Annotated in this window: 17 protein-coding genes and 1 pseudogene; 12 read left to right on the top strand and 6 right to left on the bottom strand. The window is 69.4% G+C overall.

What is annotated here, in order from left to right:
• Positions 1-3: 3 nt before the first annotated feature.
• From QEG98_RS13015 to QEG98_RS13005, 4 genes and pseudogenes are all read right to left on the bottom strand, one after another.
• Entirely contained in the window at positions 4-660 is a 657-nt protein-coding gene (locus tag QEG98_RS13015) for a hypothetical protein (protein WP_090489400.1), read from the bottom strand.
• The gene (locus QEG98_RS41865; RefSeq protein ID WP_410478007.1) at positions 660-1,226 is read right to left on the bottom strand and encodes a S46 family peptidase; all 567 of its coding nucleotides are present in this window, start codon (positions 1,224-1,226) and stop codon (positions 660-662) included. The genes QEG98_RS13015 and QEG98_RS41865 overlap by 1 nt, the downstream gene beginning before the upstream one ends.
• Positions 1,223-1,621 carry a S46 family peptidase gene (locus QEG98_RS41860; RefSeq protein ID WP_410478006.1) on the bottom strand — a complete coding sequence of 133 codons (399 nt, stop codon included), beginning with the start codon at positions 1,619-1,621 and terminating at the stop codon, positions 1,223-1,225. The genes QEG98_RS41865 and QEG98_RS41860 overlap by 4 nt, the downstream gene beginning before the upstream one ends.
• A gap of 131 nt (positions 1,622-1,752) precedes the next feature.
• A pseudogene (locus tag QEG98_RS13005) lies at positions 1,753-2,835 on the bottom strand (S46 family peptidase); the annotation flags it as partial.
• 136 nt (positions 2,836-2,971) lie between these two features.
• Between QEG98_RS13005 and QEG98_RS13000 the strand changes: the two are divergent.
• The 5 genes from QEG98_RS13000 to QEG98_RS12980 all read left to right on the top strand — a co-directional run bounded on the left by QEG98_RS13000 (position 2,972) and on the right by QEG98_RS12980 (position 6,333).
• Positions 2,972-3,709 carry a M50 family metallopeptidase gene (locus QEG98_RS13000; RefSeq protein ID WP_011552568.1) on the top strand — a complete coding sequence of 246 codons (738 nt, stop codon included), beginning with the start codon at positions 2,972-2,974 and terminating at the stop codon, positions 3,707-3,709.
• Positions 3,710-3,745: 36 nt separating this feature from the next.
• Positions 3,746-4,420, top strand: a complete 675-nt coding sequence (locus QEG98_RS12995; RefSeq protein WP_410478005.1) for a TIGR02269 family lipoprotein — start codon at positions 3,746-3,748, stop codon at positions 4,418-4,420.
• 12 nt (positions 4,421-4,432) lie between these two features.
• Positions 4,433-5,152, top strand: a complete 720-nt coding sequence (locus tag QEG98_RS12990; protein ID WP_316566949.1) for a double-CXXCG motif protein — start codon at positions 4,433-4,435, stop codon at positions 5,150-5,152.
• A 483-nt stretch (positions 5,153-5,635) separates the two neighbouring features.
• On the top strand, positions 5,636-6,121 hold the full coding sequence (locus QEG98_RS12985) for a hypothetical protein (protein ID WP_316568092.1): 486 nt from the start codon (positions 5,636-5,638) through the stop codon (positions 6,119-6,121).
• Positions 6,022-6,333: a VOC family protein gene (locus QEG98_RS12980; protein WP_316567878.1), complete on the top strand. Its 312-nt coding sequence runs from the start codon at positions 6,022-6,024 to the stop codon at positions 6,331-6,333. The genes QEG98_RS12985 and QEG98_RS12980 overlap by 100 nt, the downstream gene beginning before the upstream one ends.
• Positions 6,334-6,762: 429 nt before the next feature.
• Here QEG98_RS12980 and QEG98_RS12975 read toward each other — a convergent pair whose 3' ends face one another.
• Together QEG98_RS12975 and QEG98_RS12970 are read right to left on the bottom strand one after the other, a co-directional pair.
• The gene (locus QEG98_RS12975) at positions 6,763-8,043 is read right to left on the bottom strand and encodes a hypothetical protein (protein ID WP_316566948.1); all 1,281 of its coding nucleotides are present in this window, start codon (positions 8,041-8,043) and stop codon (positions 6,763-6,765) included.
• Between the two features lie 162 nt (positions 8,044-8,205).
• Positions 8,206-8,862, bottom strand: a complete 657-nt coding sequence (locus QEG98_RS12970) for an MBL fold metallo-hydrolase (RefSeq protein ID WP_171442552.1) — start codon at positions 8,860-8,862, stop codon at positions 8,206-8,208.
• Positions 8,863-8,967: 105 nt separating this feature from the next.
• Between QEG98_RS12970 and QEG98_RS12965 the strand changes: the two genes are divergently transcribed.
• From QEG98_RS12965 to sppA, 7 genes are all read left to right on the top strand, one after another.
• Complete coding sequence (locus QEG98_RS12965) at positions 8,968-9,633, top strand: hypothetical protein (protein ID WP_090489416.1); 666 nt, start codon at positions 8,968-8,970, stop codon at positions 9,631-9,633.
• A gap of 317 nt (positions 9,634-9,950) precedes the next feature.
• Positions 9,951-12,329, top strand: a complete 2,379-nt coding sequence (locus tag QEG98_RS12960) for a DNA topoisomerase IV subunit A (protein ID WP_316566947.1) — start codon at positions 9,951-9,953, stop codon at positions 12,327-12,329.
• Positions 12,330-12,341: 12 nt separating this feature from the next.
• Positions 12,342-14,273, top strand: a complete 1,932-nt coding sequence (locus QEG98_RS12955; RefSeq protein ID WP_090489420.1) for a type IIA DNA topoisomerase subunit B — start codon at positions 12,342-12,344, stop codon at positions 14,271-14,273.
• Positions 14,274-14,372: 99 nt separating this feature from the next.
• A complete protein-coding gene (locus tag QEG98_RS12950) occupies positions 14,373-14,687 on the top strand; it encodes a hypothetical protein (protein WP_316566946.1) in 315 nt (104 codons plus the stop codon).
• Positions 14,669-15,757 carry a PEGA domain-containing protein gene (locus QEG98_RS12945; RefSeq protein ID WP_316566945.1) on the top strand — a complete coding sequence of 363 codons (1,089 nt, stop codon included), beginning with the start codon at positions 14,669-14,671 and terminating at the stop codon, positions 15,755-15,757. The genes QEG98_RS12950 and QEG98_RS12945 overlap by 19 nt, the downstream gene beginning before the upstream one ends.
• Before the next feature lie 142 nt (positions 15,758-15,899).
• Entirely contained in the window at positions 15,900-17,102 is a 1,203-nt protein-coding gene (locus tag QEG98_RS12940) for a PEGA domain-containing protein (RefSeq protein WP_316566944.1), read from the top strand.
• Between the two features lie 48 nt (positions 17,103-17,150).
• Complete coding sequence (gene sppA / locus QEG98_RS12935) at positions 17,151-19,625, top strand: signal peptide peptidase SppA (protein ID WP_316566943.1); 2,475 nt, start codon at positions 17,151-17,153, stop codon at positions 19,623-19,625.
• Positions 19,626-19,665: the final 40 nt, after the last annotated feature.

Raw genomic sequence — 19,665 nt, 5'->3', positions numbered from 1 at the left:
GGCTCAGTCCTCGCTCTTCGAGCCGACGAACTGGTCCGCCTTCTCCTTGAAGAGGACGTTGAAGCTGGTGAGCGAGCCGTAGACGCGGGTGATGTAGCTCTGCATCTCCACCTTCTCCGCGTCCGACAGCTTCGGGTGCGCGTTGAGCTTCTGCTCCAGCACCCGGAGCCTGTCGCGCACCATGACGACCTTGTGGAACAGGCTGTCGATGGGCAGGTCCTTGGGCTGCAGCTCGGTGTTGGCGGGCACCAGCCGCATCGTGCCGCCCTCCCACTTGTTGGCCAGGGGCGGCGCGTCCAGCAAGCCGGACGCCTCCCGGAAGATGTCCATCAGCTCTTCACGCGTCATGCTCAACCCTTCCAGGTCCACCACGGCGTTGGGGTCCGCGCGACGCCGCACCACCACCGGCGCCACGCTGCGCGCGGTCCGCTCGCGCGCGGGTGCAACCGCCGAGGGGGCCGCGCTTCCCCGAGGCGTGTACTTGTCGCAAATGGGCGCGGACGGGGGAAAGTTGCCCCGCCACGAGTGCAGCCGGCACGCGCCCACCCAGCCCCGGCGCTCATCCACCGACTGCGGGCTGAACAGCTTGCAATTGCCACACACGCGCTCTTCCGGCTTGAAGACCGGAAAAGGAAGCGAGCCGTCCCCCGCGTCCGACATCAGCGCGTCTCCCCCGCCACCGGCGGGCCCTTGCGCACGCCCAGCTCGCGCAGCAGCGCATCCGCGTCCTCCACCTGGTCCAGCATCCAGAGGATGTAGCGCACGTCCACGTTGACGTTGCGAGCCACGTCCGGGTTGTAGCCGAAGTCGTTGGCCACGTTCTCCCAGACGCGGTCGAAGTTGACGCCCACGAGCTGGCCCTTGCCGTTGACGGTGGGGCTGCCGGAGTTGCCGCCGGTGGTGTCCGCGTCCGACAGGAAGTTCACCGGGATGTCCTTCAGCTTCTTGTCCTGCCACGCGCCAAAGCGCTTCGCCTCGGCGACCTTGGCGACCTTCTCCGGGACGTCGAAGGGCTCCTCGCCGGTGTGCTTGGCCAGCATGCCCGAAAGCGTCGTCTGCGGCGTGTAGATGGCGCCGTCCCGCGGCGCGTAGCCCTGCACCTTGGCGAAGCTGACGCGCAGCGTGCTGTTGGCGTCGGGGGCCACCGGCTTGCCCGCGTGCGCCAGCACCGCCTTGCGCCACTCCGGCCGCAGCCGCAGCGCGGCGCCCTGGCGCTTGTCCTTCACCGCGTCCAGCGCGGCCTGCTCCTTCGCCGGTCCAGGCCGAACGCGAGCAGCGGGTCCTTGCGCGCCTCGAGCTGGCCCACCGACTCGGTGGCCATCTTCATGCGCTCGTCCAGCGTCAGCACCTTGGTGCCCGCGTACATCGCGTCAATCTTCGCCAGGGCATCCTTCTCCGAGAACGTCTTGCCGAAGTGCTTGTCCACCGCGGCGATGCGCTCCTCGGCGCCCAGCGCCTGCGCGCGGCGCACGAAGGCCAGCAGCAGCTGACGCTCGGCGGGGAGGAACAGGTTCTTCTGCTCGCGCTCCAGCCGGTCCTTGATGCGGACGTGCTCGCGCTCCATGTACTCCGGGCGGCGCTCCAGGTCCGGCTTCGCGCGCTCCGCGGCCAGCCGCGCCACCACCACCGCCAGGGCCGGGCCCCGCGCCGGCGCGACGACGCGGCCAGGAGGAACTCGCGCTCGAAGGACTTCGCGATGGCGGACTGCTCGACGAGCAGCGCGGCCCGCGCGTCCAGCGCCGGCTGCCACTTCGCGCCGGCCTTCTTGGCCCACACCGCGACGGCGGCTTCCGCCTCGCGCTGCTTCTCCACGATGTTGCCGCGCTTCAGGCCGGCGAGCTGACCGCCCGAGTTCTTGTAGACGTTGTGCAGGCCCTTGAGCTGCGAGGCGGTGGCAATCTTGCCCGCGGGGTCCTTCTCTCCTTCCGCTTCGAGGATGCGAATGGCCTCGCCGAACACGTCGCGCATGCGCGGGTAGAGGCGGGACTGGCGCTCGGCCATCTCCTCGGCGAGCAGCGCGCGGTACGTCATGCCCGGGTAGCCCAGCACCATGACGAAGTCGTTGGGCTTCACGCCCTGGGTGGCCAGCGGGAAGAAGAACTCCGCCTTGTAGGGGACGTTCTTGTCGCTGTACGGCGCGGAGGTGCCGTCCGGCGCGGTGTACGCGCGGAGGATGGCGAAGTCACCGGTGTGGCGCGGCCACATCCAGTTGTCCTCCTCGCCGCCGTACTCACCCACCGCGCGCGGCGGCGCGTAGACGAGCCGCACGTCGGTGAGCTCCACCGCGTCCACCAGCGTGTAGTTGACGCCGCCATCGAAGGTGGCGACCTGGCAGCGGGTCGCGGGGCGCTTCTCGCACTCGGCGACCAGCTCCTTCTGCTTCCGCTCGATGGCCTTGTAGCGCGTGATGTCGTCCGCGTCCGCGGGCACCGCGGCGAGCACCGTCTTCGTCACATCGGTGAAGCTGCGCGGGACCTGGACGCGGGAGCCCTTGCCGGGCAACTCGTCCTCGCGCTTGGAGGCGAGGAAGCCCTGGGTGATGAGGTCGCGCTGCGGCGTGCTGTGCTCCTGGATGACGCCGAAGGCACAGTGGTGGTTGGTGATGACCAGGCCCGAGGCGGCGATGAACGCGCCCGAGCACCCGCCGACGTTGACCGCGCCCGCGAGCAGGCCGGTGCCACGCTTCGGGTCCCAGAGCTTCTTGGGGGAGACCTGGAGGCCCTGGGCGCGTAGCCACGCCGGGTCCAGCTCCAGGACCTGCTGGGGAGTCCACTTGCCTTCCCCGGCCAGAGCGGGGGCAGCCACGAGCGACAGAAGGAGGAGCGTCTTCTTCATGGTGTCCCCTCCCTACTCCGTCCGGCGCCCGCAAGCGAATCCCTTCGCCGTGACGCTTCGCGGCCAGGAGGCCGGGCTTTTTCGTGGAAGACGAACCCGGATTAAGTGTTGGGGTGTCCCAGGAGGGGAGCGACCGATGCGGACCGCCAGCGGTGCACAGCTCGATTTCGGCCGGTTGGCCCTGCTCGCCCTCATGCTGGGGGTGGGCTGGTATTTCTGGGATTCACCCGCCCTGTGGCCCATGAAGGTGCTGGTGGTGATGATGCATGAGAGCGGGCATGCCCTGGCGACGCTGCTGGTGGGCGGCTCCGTGGACCGCATCCACCTGGCGGCCAACGAGTCGGGCTCCTGCCTGTCTCGCCTGCCGCCCGGGCTGTTCGCCAAGGTGGCCGTCTACTCCGGGGGCTACCTGGGCAGCGCGGTGGCGGGCGCGGGGCTGATGCTGGCCACCTTCCGCTTCCGGCTCCGCCGCTGGGTGCTGGGCACCGCCAGCGTGTGGCTCACCGTCATGGGCCTGGTGTACGCGGGGGACGGCTTCACCCTGCTCTTCTGCCTGGGCACGGCCGTGGTGCTGGCCCTGGGCGCGAAGTTCCTGCCGGATGGGGTGGTGGACGCGCTGAACCTGTTCATCGCGGCCTTCACGGCGCTGTATGCGCTGTTCGACTTGCGCTCGGACTTGTGGAACAGCGCGGTGCGCTCGCAGAGTGACGCGGCGCTCCTGGCGGACCTCACCTACGTGCCCGCGGTGGTGTGGGCGGCGCTGTGGTCGCTGATCGCCATCGGACTGCTGGCGGTGGCGGCGTACACGTCCCTGCACGCCAGGCCCAAGGGGCTCCAGATGCCTTCCATCACGGCGCGGGCGCGGCGGGTGTAGCGCCTCCGGCTATCGGCCACGCGATAGACTTCTCCGATGATGCGGACATTTCTGGTCCCTGCATTCTCGGTGCTCGCGCTGACTTTTCTGGGGTGCTCCAGCGCCGCGAGGATGCCCGCGCCCGAGGCCTGGGAGTCCGCGGAGGAGATGTGCACCACCGCTGATGATGCCCATTGCGGCTCACTCCTGTGTCATGGCGACGCGTGCGGACTCTATCGCTGCGAAGACGTGCCTGGAGCTGTGGAACTGGCGCGCTTCCCGCCTGCGCGTCCTCCCGCGGCGGCTGCGGCGCCTGGGCGCGGTCCCCGGAGGAATTGGGGAGGAGGCCAGAACCTTCCACGGGGCGCCGTCATGGTGTTCCCCAACTGGAACGGCGCTGCCGGCTGGGTGGTGCCACCTTCACGTTGGCTCACAGCCGGGCGGTGGGAGAAGCACCACATCTTCCCCCAGGCCAGAGACCTGGCGGAGTGGTTCAGGGATAGAGGGCTCAGGATTCACGACTACACACTTCCGATTCCTCGAGACATTCATCAGCGGATTCACAAAGGGGGAGAGAGTGGCGGGGCATGGAACCGAGCCTGGCGCGAGTTCAGACTCCGCAATGAGAACGCAAGCCCCGAGGAGATCTTCAAGCACGCGGGCGAACTCAGCTACCGCTTCCAGCTCATGGGCGGGCCCATTCGCGCCTACCATTCCAAGCCAGGTACTTGAGAGATTGAGTGCATGATGCGGTTCTTCTGGATACGCGAGGAGCGGACTCCGTCCTTCAACGGCAGCTTCGACGCCACACACAAATGGCGCCTGCCCGGCGTGAAGTGCGATGCCTGTGGAGTCACGTGGGGTGGGGCCGGGCACCAGTACCCAGGGGTGGACCTGTCTCACGTGCCCGAGCGGTCACGCTTCGTGCGCCCCTGGCCTGTTCCCGTTTCGGAGCTCGCGCAACTGCGAGAGCTGGTTCGCCCCTGGGTGCCCCCTGGCGTGCCACTTCCGCCAGGCACGCATCTGGGGCCTCTTGAAGGCACAGCCTCTGGGCGATTCGGCCCGCTGACGTCACAGGGGGACATTCTGTGGGTCGTGCGACGGGATGCCCTCGAGCGACTTCAAGCAGAAGGAATCAGGGGGCTGCTCGGCTGCAAGACAGAATTGAGGTTTCGCCAGAAGGAGCCGCCGGAGTTGCTTGAACTCCAAATCGAACCGCGCGGCCGGCTCCATGCGGACTGCCTTCCCTCCGACCTCGCTCCGCCATGCGACGCCTGCGGTCGGGTCGCGCTTCGATTGCCGGACGCGCCCCTTCTCGACGCAGCATCCCTGCCCATCGACCGCGATGTCTTCCGCGTAGGGGACTACGCCACTGTCATCGTTTGCACCGAACGGTTCATGGAGACAGTGCGCAAGCTCGGTCTGGAAGGAATGGCCTTTCGCGAGATTCCCACACGCGGATGACGCTGGAGTCTCCCGCCATTCAGCGGCCCTCCGTCACGGCGCGGGCGCGGCGGGTGTCGCGCCCGGAGGGCCGGACGGCGTCGCGCCGGGCACAGCGGCCCCTCCCACAGTCGCGCGGACGCCCCCGTGGGTTGTCGCGTGAAGGCTGGCGCCTCATATCGAGGCCTCCGGCCCGTCCTGTCCCGTCCACCTCCGAGCCCGCCGGCCATCCAGCCCGCGAGCGGCTCCGGACGCGGCACGAGGAGAGACGATGAAATTTCCTGGCACGTGGCGCGCGTGGCTTCGCGGCGGACTCCTGCTGACCAGCGTGTGCGCCGTGGGCGGCACGGTCGCCACCCAGGCCGGGTGCGCGTCCACGCCTGACAGCGCGGCCCGCGAGGGCATCACCCTGTCGCCCACACCGCTCTACGGCAAGTTCGTCTGGCACGACCTCGTCACCGACAACCCCGCCGCCGCGAAGCGCTTCTATCGCGACCTGTTCGGATGGGAGTTCGTGGACATCCGAGGCGGCCTCCGCCCCTACTCCTCATCCGCGCCCAGGGGCGCTGGATTGGCGGCATCGTCCATCCGGCGAACGCCGCCGAGAAACGCGAAGGCGCGCTGTGGCTCGGCTACCTCTCCGTGCCCGACGTGGACCGCGCCGTCACCGAAGTCAGCGCGCGCGGCGGAAAGGCGCTCGACGGCCCCATCGACGTGCGGAACATCGGCCGGGCCGCGGTGGTCGCCGACCCGCAGGGCGCGGCGGTGGGCTTCGTGCGCTCCCGGCCCGGAGACCCGGCCGACACGGGCGTGCCGGATGAGGGCCAGTTCTTGTGGATGGAGTACCGGCCCAGGACCCCGTCGCCGCGGCGGACTTCTACAAGGAACTCCTGGGCTACGAGGTCCGCGAACGCCCACTCGGCGGCGGGCCGCACTACGTCCTCGCCCAGGGGCAGCATCCCCGAGGCGGCGTGCTGGCCAACCCGGTGAAAGGCGCGCGCCCCAACTGGCTCACCTATGTCCGCGTGAAGGACCCCGCGGCACTCGCGTCACGGGCCCAGGCCCTGGGTGGCCGCGTGTTGATGGCCCCGCGTCCGGACGCACGGGGTGGCTCGCTCGCGCTCATCGCCGACCCGAGCGGCGCCGTGCTCGCGCTCCAGCGCTACCCCTTCGAAACGTCCAAGTCCGCAACGGCGCCGTGATGCGCCACCCTCGAGGAGAACCCCACATGCAGCTGCGTCGACACGCTTCCCCCCGCTCGCTGTCCTGGACCGTCCTGATGGCCGGTGCCCTCCTCACGTCCGGATGCACCGACCAGCCCGCAGGCGTCGGACTCGGCTTCACCACGCCGTCGCCCTGGAACGCGACGCCTCAAATGGAAGTCACGACCACTTGGAACGGAGGGCCGATGTACTGGTCGCCCTGAGTGCGACCGCCTCCTCGCCGCTCTCAGGGCGCCCAGTACATCTCGGCCTCGCCCGAGGAGGTCAAGGCCGTCTTCAAGCGATGGCGAAAGGCCCACCCCAGGGAGGACTGAGCTCACAACAGAGCGCCATCGCCCAACGAGGGGAGAATGCCTCCCCGGAGGCGGGCGGCGGACCTCACCACCGCGCCTCCGAGGAAGCGGCGCATCACGCCTGCGGAGCGTGGACGCCGTTGGACAGCTCGTTGCGGACGACCTCGGACACGCGCTCGCGGACCATCTCGCCCACGCGCTCGCGGACGTCGGCGCTCACGCTCTCACGCACCGCGCTCGCGATGCGCTCGGGGTCGACGGAACCACCGCCCTGCTGCATCGGCATCGTGGACGGACCGGCGCGCATCGCCTCACCGAACGCGGCCCGGACGGCCTCGGGGAGCTGCGAGCGGAGCGCCGAGTCCAGCTCCGAGCGCATGCTGCTCATGAGCCGCTCACGCAGGGAGTCCGCCAGCCGCGTGCGGATGGCGTCCGCCGTGCGCTCCACGTCCTGCATCCCCTGCCCCATCATCATGCCCTGAAGCATCATCCCGCCCTGCCCCATCATGCCCCGGTGACGGGCCATGGCGCCGCGCAGCATCTCGCCCATGCGCTCCCGCAGCACCTCGCGGACGCGCTCGCGGACCGCCGAGTTGATGCGCTCACGGAGGCCCTCGGACAGCCGGTCCTGCAGGGTCATCGCGATGCGCTCGGGGTCGAACATGCCGGCAGCCATGCCGCCCCACTGGCGCGTCATGACGCCGCGGAGCCCGTCGGACAGCCGCTCGCGCAGGGCCTCGCGCACGCGCTCACGCAGGCTGTACACCAGCCCCTCGTGGAGGGCCTCGGCCAGGCGCCCGCGGATGGCGTCCGCCAGCCGCTCCGCCTCGTGGGGGCTGAAGCCGGGCATGCGCTCCGACATCACCGAGCGCAGCGTGTCCACCAGCCGCTCGCGCAGGGCCTCGCGCACGCCGTCATGCGCGGCGGTGTTGATGCGCTCGCGCAGGGACTCCATCAGCCGGGTGCGCACCGCCTCCGCCAGCCGCTCGGCATCCGGGGCGCCGAAGCCGTGGGAGGACATCTGCCACTGCTCAATCAGCGCCGCGCGCACGCACTCGGCCAGCCGCTCGCGGATGCCGTCGCGGATGCGCTCGTGCACCACGGAGGCGATGCGCTCGCGCAGCGTCTCCGACAGGCGGGAACAAAGCGCGTCCGCGATGCGCTCCGGTTCCGGCATGCCGTAGCCCTGGGGCATCATCCCATACCCCTGCGGCATCCCGCCGCCGCGCTCGAACATCGCGTGGCGGATGGCCTCCCCCACGCGCTCACGCACCTCGCGGCCGAGCCGGTCCTCAATCGCGGAGACAATCTGCTCGCGAACGGCTTCGACGACCCGCTCCTTCAGCGACTCACCGAACATCTGCTGCGACTGGGGAGAAAACTGCTCCTGAAACATGAGAACGCTCCTGACTCGACGCCTGGACTGCGAGGAAACACGGCAGGCGAAAACCCCTCTCCTGCCGGGCGCGAATCAATAAACAGGCACGCACTCAGGGTAAACGTGTCCTCGGTGTGAAGCCCCGTTGGCAGCCAGACACCGGCGGCGCGGCACAGGCCACTACTTGCGCGGCCGCATGCGGAACGCGACGAAGGCGTCCACGTTGTCGAAGGCGAAGTACGGGTTCTTCCGCCGCACCGTCTCCATGGAGGTCACCGGTACGTCCGCGTAGTCGTGGCCCGGAAACAGCTTCGCGCTATCGGGCACCTTCGCCAGCACCTGCGACAGGGAGCGGTACATCGCCTCCGGGTTGCCCCCGCTCATGTCACACCGGCCGCAGCCGTTGATGAACACGGTGTCCCCGGACACGAGCGCATCACCGGCCAGCAGACAATGCGAGCCCGGCGTGTGCCCGGGCGTGTGCAGTGCCTGGAACGTCTCAGGCCCGACGCGCACGTCATCCCCCGGCCCCAGGGGCCGCAGCGCGTCGCCCAGTTCGCGCAACTCCGGGGAGAACTGGACCTCTTCCCGCTGCGCGAACACCGGCACGTCCCACTTCGACAGCAGGTCCGGCAGCCCGTTGATGTGGTCGAAGTGGCAGTGCGAGACGAACGCGCCCACCACGCGCTTGCCGTCCTGCTTCACCGCCTGCTCGATGGCCTCCACGTCCCACGCGGGGTCCACCACCACCACTTCATCCGAGTGCCGGGGGCCCACCAGGTAGACGAAGTTGTCCATGGGCCCGAGCTTGAGCTGCCGCACGTACGGTTCACGCATCGCGAAATCCTCCTCGTGGGAAGCCTCACTCTAACGCCCGGGGCTTGATGCGGTGGGCCCCTTCCCTCTTGAATAGGCCCTTTTTGCCCCTGGGGAGGTCTCCACGTGAAGCGCCCACTGCTCCTTTGCACCCTGCTCGCCGGCACCGCCTTCGCCGCCAAGGAGCGCGCCACCTTCCGCTATACCGCGCCTCCAGATGGGGAGCGTCCCGTCATCGTCAACGCCGTCATCGGCCCCCAAGGCAGTGACTTCGCCATGCGCCTGCGCTTCGACAAGGTGCCGTGGGGCGACGAGTGCAAGAGCCGCTGTGCCAACGCCACGCTGCTGCTCGACACCGACAACAGCAAGCAGACGGGCCTGCGCCTGGCGACGAAGAACGCGCCCGGCAACGGTGCCGACGTCGCCGTCGTCATCCAGGGCGTGCGCGACTACGCGAAGCAGGAAGGCGCCCCGCCCGTGAGCTGGCTGCGGGTGAAGGTCCGCCTGCTCGGCAGCGAGGCCTCCTCCGTGGATGACGGCGAGCTGCTGGCCGAGTTCAACCACCGCCAGGACCCCGAGCGCCTCCACGTGGACGGAGAGACCATCTACCTGCTGGTGGACGCCACCAGCGCCGCCCTGCCCTCCGCGCGCAAGGCCCGCGTCGTCTACCAGCCGCCCGGCGCCAAGCCGCTCCAGGCCACCATTCCTGGGATGATTGGCAGCGGGAGCGGCAAGGGCGTGCGCATCTTCAAGGATGGTTCGTGGGGGAAGGCCCGCGACGCGACGCCCTAGGGCGTCCGCCCGCCACCAGGGGGACGAGCCGTCCTGTCCTACCCGCACCCACCGTCCCGCCCCATGCCCCAGCCAGGAGGCCCCCGACCTCGGAATTCCGCGGGGTTGGAGTGGGGTTCTGCTGGCAAATAGGACTGGACAGACGTATAGGTGGGCACTGTTGGAGAGTGCGCAACCCCCCGAATTCGTTCCCAATGTCAGGGTGGCATGGTAGTCCCGGCGCCCTGTTACATACCTCTGTTCCCCCAACGTGAGGAGTGCGCGGGTCGCGCGCCGCGTTCGGGGTGCGGGGCGTTCTCACCTGTGGATTGACGACCATGCTCGCAGAAGCCGAATCGAAATCGCGAAAGAAGCAGGGGGCCGGGGGAGGCGGTGGTGGCGGGAGTGGCGGCGGCGCGGGTGGCAACGGCGACGGGTCCGTGCCGGCTTCGCTCGCGGACGAGGCGCGCCGCCGGTACATCAACTACGCCCTGTCGGTCATCACCTCGCGCGCCCTGCCGGACGTGCGTGACGGCCTCAAGCCGGTGCAGCGCCGCATCCTGTTCGGCATGTTCCACGACCACCGGCTGACGCACGAAGCCAAGTACCAGAAGTCCGCCAAGGTGGTTGGCAGTGTCATGGGTCAGTACCACCCGCACGGTGACGCCTCCATCTACGAGGCGCTGGTGCGCATGGCGCAGGACTTCTCGTTGCGCTACCCGCTGGTGGACGGCCACGGCAACTTCGGCTCGCTCGACGGCGACGGCGCGGCGGCCATGCGCTACACCGAGTGCCGTCTGGCGATGCTGTCCAGCGAGCTCCTGACGGAGTTGGGCAAGAAGACGGTGGCCTTCCGGCCGACCTACGACGGCACGCTCCAGGAGCCGGTGGTCATCCCCGCGCGGGTGCCGCAGTTGCTGATGAACGGCACCACGGGCATCGCCGTGGGCATGGCCACCAACATCCCGCCGCACCACCTGGGCGAGCTGGTGGACGCGCTGGTGGCGCTCATCGAGAACCCGCAGCTCCTGACGAAGGACCTGCTCAAGTGGGTGAAGGGTCCAGACTTCCCCACCGGCGGGCAGATCCTCAACGACAAGAAGGAGCTGCGCGACATCTACGAGTCGGGCCAGGGGAGCATCCGCATCCGCGGTGAGTACAAGCTGGAGGACCTCAAGCGAGGCGGCCAGCAAATTGTCATCACCTCCATCCCCTACACGGTGAACAAGTCCACGCTGGTGGCCAAGTTCGGCGACCTGGTGCGCGAGCGGAAGCTGCCGCTCATCACCGACGTGCGCGACGAGTCCACCAAGGACGTGCGCATCGTCCTGGAGCTGAAGAAGGACGCCAACCCTGAGCTGGTGATGGCGTACCTGTACAAGCAGACGCCGCTGCAGACGAACTTCGGCGTCAACCTCACCTGCCTGGTGCCCATCAAGGACAAGCCAGAGCTGAGCGCGCCCGAGCGGCTCAACCTCAGGGACATCCTCTGGTACTTCCTCACCTTCCGCTTCGACGTGGTGACGAAGCGCTTCGAGCATGAGCTGGGCGAGCTGCTGCGGCGCGTCCACATCCTGGAGGGTTTCGAGAAGGTCTACGACGCGCTCGACGAGATGATCAAAATCATCCGCGCGTCGGAAGGAAAGCAGGACGCGGCCCGGAAGCTCATCGCCCGCTTCAAGCTGGATGAAGCCCAGGTGGACGCCATCCTGGAGATGAAGCTCTACAAGCTGGCCCGCCTGGAGATTCTCGTCGTGGAGAAGGAGCTCAAGGAGAAGCGCGCCGAAATCAAGCGCATCCAGGGCATCCTCAAGGACAAGAAGAAGGTGTGGGGCACCGTCCGGGACGAGCTGGGCGAGATGAAGGCCCGCTACAACGACAAGCGTCGCACGCGCATTGGCGGCGCGGGCTCCGAGGAGATGGAGTTCAGCGCCGAGGCGTTCATCGCGGACGAGGACGCGCACGTGGTCATCACCCGCGACGGCTGGGTCAAGCGCGTGCGCGAGGTGAAGGACCCGTCCACCACGCGCCTGCGTGAAGGCGACGCGGTGATGGCGGTGCTGGCCGGCAGCCTGAAGGCGAACCTGGTGCTGTTCAGCAACTTCGGCACCGCGTACGTCACCCGCTTCAACGACGTGCCCGCCTCCACGGGCTACGGCGAGCCGGTTCAGAAGTTCTTCAAGTTCGACGACGGCGAGCGCGTGGTGTCCGCCCTGTCGCTGGACGCGCGCCTGCCGCGCCCGCAGAAGCTGGTGGGCGTGACGAAGCAGGGCATGGGCATGCGCTTCCTGCTGGAGCCGCACCTGGAGGTCTCCACGCGCGCGGGCCGCCGCTACGCGAAGACGGGCGAAGGCGACGAAATCATCGGCGTGCAGCCGGTGACGGACCGCGACCTGCTGGCGGTGCTGACGGAGAAGACCAGCGCCCTGGTGTGCAAGGTGGCGGAGGTCAACGAGCTGGCCGGCCCGGGCAAGGGCGTCACCGTCATCAAGGTGGACGGCGGCGACCGCGTGGTGGACTTCCTCGCCGTGTCGCCCTCGCAGAAGGACGCGAAGCTGGAGTTCGAAACGCAGAAGGGCCGCAAGCTGCACCTGTCCCCGGCGAAGTACGAGGTGACGGGCCGCGGCGGCAAGGGCCATGAGATGTCGAAGCGCGACGCCGTGAAGGAGGTGGCGCGTCCCGTCACCTTCATCCCGTTGCCCGAGAAGAAGGACTAGGCAGAGGACGCCATGGCGACGAAGAAGGAAACCTACACAGGCGCGGACATCCAGGTCCTGGAAGGCCTGGAGCCGGTGCGCAAGCGCCCGGCCATGTACATCGGCGGCACCGACAGCACGGGGTATCACCACCTGCTGTGGGAGATCCTCGACAACTCGGTGGACGAGGTCATCAACGGCTTCGCCACCACCGTGGAAGTGACGCTCCACAAGGACGGCCGCAGCGTCACCATCGTGGACAACGGGCGTGGCATCCCCGTTGACATCATGCCCAAATACAAGAAGCCGGCCGTGGAGGTCATCCTCACGACCCTTCACGCGGGCGGCAAGTTCGAGCAGGGCAACTACATCCACTCCGGCGGTCTGCACGGCGTGGGCAGCTCGGTGGTGAACGCGCTGGCGCGCAAGCTCGTCGTGGAGATCAAGCTCCACGGCAAGAAGCACGTGCAGACGTTCGCGCGCGGCAAGGCCACCAGCACGCTGAAGGTGGAGGGCGCCGCGCGTGGCACGGGCACCTCCGTCACGTTCGAACCGGACCCGGAGATTTTCGGCGAGAAGCTGAAGTTCGACGCGGAGCTGGTGCGCGAGCGGCTGGAGGCCAAGAGCTACCTGCACAAGGGCATGACGGTCGTCTGGAAGGACGAGACGTCCAGCCCGCCCACGTCGGTGACGTACAAGCACGACGGCGGCATCGCGGAGTACCTCACCAAGGTGGTGACGGAGCGAAACAAGCCGCTGGTGCCCGCGGGCAGCGCGGCCTTCTACCACTCGCGTGACAACGGCGTGCGGCTGGAGGCGGCGCTGGCGTGGACGGAGGCCACCGACGAGCACATCCGCTCGTATGTCAACGGCATCCCCACTCCGCTGGGCGGCACGCACGAGGCGGGCCTGCGCAGCGCGGTGGTGAAGGCGGTGCGCAACTACATCGAGACGCACGGCATCGCGCCCAAGGGCGTGACGCTCACCGCGGAGGACATCCGCGAGGGCATCACCGCCATCCTGTCCACCTACGTGGTGGAGCCGCAGTTCCAGGGCCAGACGAAGGGGCGGCTCAACAACCCCGAGGTGTCCGGCCAGGTGGACGGCGTGCTGCGTCCGGCGCTGGAGAAGTGGCTCAACGACAACAAGTCCATCGCCGAGTCGGTGGTGGCCCGCATCGTCCTGGCCGCCCGCGCGCGCGAGGCCAGCCGGGCCGCGTCGCAGGCGGTGAGCCGCAAGACGGCGGTCAGCCACCGGCTCAACCTGCCGGGCAAGCTGGCGGACTGCTCGTCCACGGACCCGGGCCTGAGCGAGCTGTTCATCGTGGAGGGTGACTCCGCAGGCGGCTCCGCCAAGCAGGGGCGTGACCGGCGCACCCAGGCCATCCTCCCGCTGCGCGGCAAGGTGCTCAACGCGGAGCAGGCGTCCACCGACAAGGTGACGACGAACAAGGAGCTCCAGGACATCGTGTCCGCGCTGGGCTGCGGCATCGGCTCCGACTTCGACATCAGCAAGCTGCGCTACGGCCGCGTCTTCCTGTTGATGGACGCCGACAGCGACGGCCACCACATCGCCACGCTGCTGCTCACCTTCTTCTACCGGCACCTGCGCCCGCTGATTGAGAGCGGCGCCATCCACATCGCCCAGCCGCCGCTGTACCGCGTGGACATCGGCAAGGAGACGTACTGGGCGCTGGATGAGCCGGACCGCGACCGCATCATCAAGGAGAAGACGAAGGGCAACGCCAAGCCCAACATCATGCGCTTCAAGGGACTGGGCGAGATGACGCCCGACGAGCTCAAGCAGACGACGCTCGACCCGAAGAACCGCATGAGCCTGCGCGTCACCATCGACAAGCCCCTGGAGACGGACCGGCTCATCAACGACTTGATGGGCAAGGACGTCAGCGCCCGCTTCAGGTTCATCATGGAGCGCGCCAGCGAGGTCCAGGACCTGGACGTCTAGTCAGGACGGAATCACCGTCGCGGGTCCCTCCCAACCCGGAGGGGCCCGCGCGCAGCAGGGCTTTTGAGACGGAGCCCCGGCTCGGCTAGCATCCGCGCCGTGACTACGTTCCGCCGAACCTCCCTGCTCCTCGCGTTCATGCTGGCCACCTCTCCCGCCTATGGGCAGTCCACGCGGAAGAAGAAGTCCAGCAAGAAGCCCCCCGCCACCACTCAGCCGGTGAAGACGACCAAGGCGGCCCCGGCGGACGACGCGGATGGCGATGAATCCGTCGAGCCCCGGGCTTTCGGCTCTCCGAACGAGGACGCGGAGACGGCCGTCACGCCGCTGGTGTCGCCGGACGCTCCGGCCGTGGCCGGCCCGCGGCGGCGCCAGGAGCCTCGGGAGAGCCGGCGGTGGCCAGCGCGGCGGTGACGGCCTCCGGGCCAGTGGCGCTCTTCGCGGTGGCTCGGACGTCCGCGGTGGAGGAAGCCGCGGTGAAGCTGGAGGACGAGCTGCTGAGCCGGCTCAAAGCGAGCGGCGTGGCGCTGGTGGACCTGGGCGCGGCCTTCCCGCCGTCGCCGCCGGCCTCGCTGGCGCGCGCGGACACGCTCTTCGAGCAGGGGCGCACCGACTACGACAACCTGGACCCCGAGTCCGCCGAGGCGAAGTTCCTGGCGGCGGCGGAGGCCTATACGAAGCACCCGGCGGAGCTGAGCCCGGAGCGACTGGCCAAGGCCTACCTGTTCCTGGGCGCCTCGCGGATGCTCAACGGCGACTCCACCGGAGCCCTGGACGCGTTCAAGCGCGCGGTGGTGGCGGAGCCGTCCACGTCCCCCGACGCCGCCCTCTTCGGGCAGGACGTGCTGAAGACCTTCGACCAGGCCCGCGCCGACGTGAAGGCGCGCCCGGCCGGCACGCTGGTGGTGGAGTCGAAGCCGGCGGGCGCCAGCGTCCTCGTGCGGGGGCAGGAGCTGGGCGTCACGCCGCTCAAGGGCGTGGAGTTGCCCGCGGGCCAGCACCCGGTGGTGGTGTCCCTGCCCGGCTACTCGGCCTTCTCCCAGTACACAGAGGTGGCGTCCGCCAAGAGCACCGAGGTGAAGGCGACGCTGGAGCCCACCCCGGGCCTGTCCGCCGTGCGTGACGCGGCGGTCCACGCCAGCACCGAACAGGCCTTCGAACGGGACACGCCGCCGCCCGAGGCACGCGCCATTGGGGAGCGGCTCAACGCCCGCTACGTGGTGCTGGCGGCGGTGGCTCGCGGGGACAAGGGCCACCTCCAGGCCGAGCTCCAGGCGTGGGACCTGCGCTCCAACGCGCGGCTGCGCGGCGTGGAGATTGCCCTGGCGCCGGGCGCGAAGAAGAACGGCCCGGACGCGGCGGCGGACCGGTGCGCGCCTTCGTCAACGGCGTCGCGGCGCCCCGCGTGGCGGAGAGCAATTCGTTCTCCACCCTCATCAAGCGCCCGTGGTTCTGGGCGGTGGTCGGCGGCGCGGCGGCGGTGACGGCCGGGGCCGTCTACGTGGCGACGTCTCAGGACAAGAGCCGCCCGTTCAACCCCGTTTCTGGTGGAGTCGGGTTCTGAGGCAGCGCCGCGTGTTGAATGCCCGGACCGCCACCCGCGTCGCCTGTTTCAAAGGTCACCCCATGAAATCCGCCCTCGCCCTCCTCCTCCTCCCCGCGCTGACCCTCGCGGCCCCGCCCCAGGCGCGCCGCGTCAGCACCCTCCTGGTGCCCATGGACCCGGCCTCCGAGGCGTCCAGCATGCAGATGGAGGGTTACATGAACGACGCCCTCTCCAACTTCGCCGGCATGACGGTCCGCAAGTCGGAGGAGCTGTTCGGCATGCCGGAGGACCCGGAGGCCAAGGCCTCCCTGGAGCGTGGGCGCAAGGGGTACTCGGAGAGCCTCTCCGCCTTCGACAAGAAGGAATACGAGGAGGCGGAGCGCAAGGTGCGCGCCACCCTGAAGGAGCTTCAAGGGGCCGCGGGCGCCATGCGCGGGTGCTCGCCGCTGTGTGACGCGCTGGCGCTGTACGCCGCCGTGCTGCACCTGCGCGGCGAGGTGGAGGAGGCGAAGCTGGCGCTCATCGACCTCATCGCGCTGTCCCCCACGCATGAGCTGTCCCCCAAGCGCTTCTCGCGCGAGTTCCTCGCCCTGCGCGTGCAGGTGGCCACCAGCCGCACGTCCCAGCTGCGCGGCTCGGCCACGGTGAACTCGCGGCCCTCGGGCGCGCGCGTGTACGTGGACGGCGAAGTCGTGGGCTACACGCCGGTGACGCTGCCCGCGCTGCCCATTGGCAAGCACCTGCTGCGCGTCGAGCGCCCGGGCTTCCGGCAGTACGGGCAGTTCATGGAGGTGGCCACCGACGACGCCGAAGTCACCGCCAAGCTGGTACCTACCTCTGCGTACAAGGCCTTCGACGCGCAGCTGGACCGGGTGGCGGGCGAGGTGAACCGCGCCGGTGAGAAGGCGTCTGGCGTGGCGGCCATGGCGCAGTCGCTGGGGCTGGACCGGGTCATGGTGGGCACGCTTCGCTCCAATGGAGAGGGCACCGACCTGACGCTGGGCTACTACGACGCGCGCACCGGTCAGCGGCTGGCGGGGCGGCGCATGGCCGTCCAGGGCGACGAGTTCGGCCAGCTGAAGCAGGAGATGGAGCGGGTGGTGAACCACCTGGTGAACAGCATCGGTGAGAAGGTGACCAAGAGCCGGGACCCGCTGGACAACCGCGGTGGCATGGAAGACTGGTCATCCGAGGACCGAGGCGGCCGTGGCAAGGCGCAGGACAAGAAGAGCAAGCCCGGCGACGACCCGCTCGACAGTGTGTCCGGAACCGAGGACTGGTAACGCTGAGCGCTTGTCCCGGGACGGCTGATGCCTAGAGTCCCGGGGCGTATGCGCCTGCTCGTCCTCCTGCTCCTCCCCAGCCTCGCGCTCGCCCAGACGAGTGTCGTCAGCCAGCCCGCCCTGCCCTCCCGGGGGCTGACGCTGCCGCCCACGGGCGCCGCGCTGGTGGATGAAGCCACCGCCCTGTCGCTCAACCCCGCGGGCCTGGGCTTCGTCAACGGCAGTCAGCTCTTCTACCTGCACGAGCGCAACCTCGTGCATGACGGCCTGGGAGACGGCGTCTTCCTGGCCACGCGCCTGCTCGGCCTGGGCCTGGGCGGCGCCATGGAGTGGATTCGCGGACGGGCGGAGCCGGACTACCGCCGCACGTCCCTCGGTCTCTCCCTGGGCACGCGCACGCTGCAGCTCGGCGGTTCGTGGCACGCCTACGGTTCATCCCACCGGGACATCGACGCGCTGGACACCTTCGACGTGGGCCTCACGGCGCGCCCCATGCGGGCGCTGTCGCTGGGCGCGGTGGTGCGCGACATCAACGCCCCCACCGAGGGCACGCTCGCGCTGAAGCGGCAGTACAACCTGGGCGTGGGCGTGCGCCCGCTGGATGAGCGCTACACGCTGGGCGTGGACTGGCTCTTCTCCGAGGGCGCCTTCCGCCAGGGCCAGGCGACGTACACCGTCAACGCGGAGGTGATTCCGGGCCTCCGCCTGGGCGCGGGCGTGTCGCACGGCTTCACCTCCGGAGTGCCCATCGCGCTCCAGGTGGCGGCCACGGTGGACACCTCGCACCTGGGCCTCACCTACGCGGCGGGCGGGACGAACGCGGGGCTGGACCACCTGGTGGCGGTGCGCCTGTCGTCGGAGACCTACCGCTCCATCGCGCGCGGCGGCGTGGTGACGATGCTGGACTTGAATGACGCATTGAGCGGCGGCACCAGCCCCGTCCTCTCATGGCTGGGCGTCACCGAGGCGGACCCGTACTTGCGGCTGACGCGGTGGCTGGACCTGGCCACCCAGGACGACCGGCTGGCCGGCGTGGTGGTGAAGATGGAGAGCCTGCCCGGGGTGAGCTGGGGCAAGGCGGAGGAGCTGCGTCAGGCGCTGCTGCGGCTGCGCGCGTCCGGCAAGCGGGTGATGGCGGTGGTGCTGTCCACGGACGACCTGGGCTACTTCGTCGCCTCGGCGGCGGACCGCATCTACGCGCTGCAGGAGTCGATTCTCTACATCAACGGCCTGGCCGTGCACCTCCAGACGTACGGCGGGACGATGGAGAAGCTGGGCGTGCACTGGGACGTGGCGCGGGTGGGCCGCTTCAAGACGGCCCCGGAGCAGCTCTCCCGCACCGAGCCCAGCGACGCGTCCTTGGAGTCCACGAACGCCTACCTGGACACGGAGGTGGCCGTCTACGAGAAGGCCGTGCAGGAGGGCCGCAAGGTGCCCGTGGAGCGGCTGCACGCGCTGTGGGCACTGGGCCTGCCCCACCCGAAGCGCGCGGTGGAGCTGGGGTTGATGGACGCCATCATCTCCTCGACGGAGCTGGATAAGAAGGTGGCGGAGCTGGTGCCGGGTGGACGCTTCAGCACCACGTACGCGCCGCGCGACGAGCGCGACGGCCGCTGGGGCCGCCGGCGCCGCATCGCCGTGGTGCCGGTGCTGGGCGACATCATCGGCGGCCGCAGCCGCGAGGACCCGCTGGGCTTCAGCCGCCTCGCGGGCGCGGAGACGGTCATTCGTGCGCTGGAGCAGGCGCAGTCGGACCCAAGCGTGGCGGCCATCGTCGTGCGCGTGGACTCGGGCGGCGGCGAGGTGCTGGCGTCCCACCTGATGTACGAAGCCGTGATGGAGGCGGCCAAACACAAGCCCGTCGTCGCCTCCATGGGGGACATGGCCGCGTCCGGTGGCTACTACGCCGCCATTGGCGCGCACGAGGTGTTCGCCCTGCCCACCACGCTGACGGGCAGCATCGGCGTCTTCTACATCAAGCCCGCCGTCGAGGGCCTGCTGGGCGGGATGTTGGGCGTGCACCAGGAGAGCCTGACTCGCGCGCCGCTGGCGGACATCCTGGATGTATGGCGCCCCTGGACGCCGGAGGAGCAGGAGGCGGCCCAGGCGTGGGCGGACGCCTCCTACGACAGCTTCATCACCGAGGTGGCGCTGCGGCGGAGGATGGACAAGGCGAAGGTGGACGAAGTCGCCCGGGGCCGGGTGTGGAGCGGCCAGGACGCGCTCGCCCGCGGACTGGTGGACAAGCTGGGAGGCCTGCTGGAAGCGGTGGACTCCGCGCGGATGCGGGCCGGAATCCCTCCGGACGAGGAGCTGGACCTGGTGGTGATGGGCGAGGCGCGGGGCTTCTTCACCGCGCTGAGCGGTGAGCCCGGGGTGCGCGCCGCGCTGTCCCTGCTGCCCGCGCAAGAGCCCGCCCTGCCCGAGTCCCTGCGGGCGCTGGCCCGCTCGGCCGGCCTGAATCTGATGTTGCTCCAGCCGGGCGTGAAGGCGATGTTGCCCTTCCAGATAACCGTCCGCTGAGGTCCTGGCGGCGGCCTGAATCAGCAGGTGGGAGGTCGGC

Origin of the sequence: Myxococcus sp. MxC21-1 (assembly GCF_032612255.1) — a bacterium.
Taxonomy (GTDB): Bacteria; Myxococcota; Myxococcia; order Myxococcales; family Myxococcaceae; genus Myxococcus; species Myxococcus virescens.
Note: the sequence above shows the minus strand (reverse complement) of the source record. Positions and strands in the feature narration are given on the sequence as shown.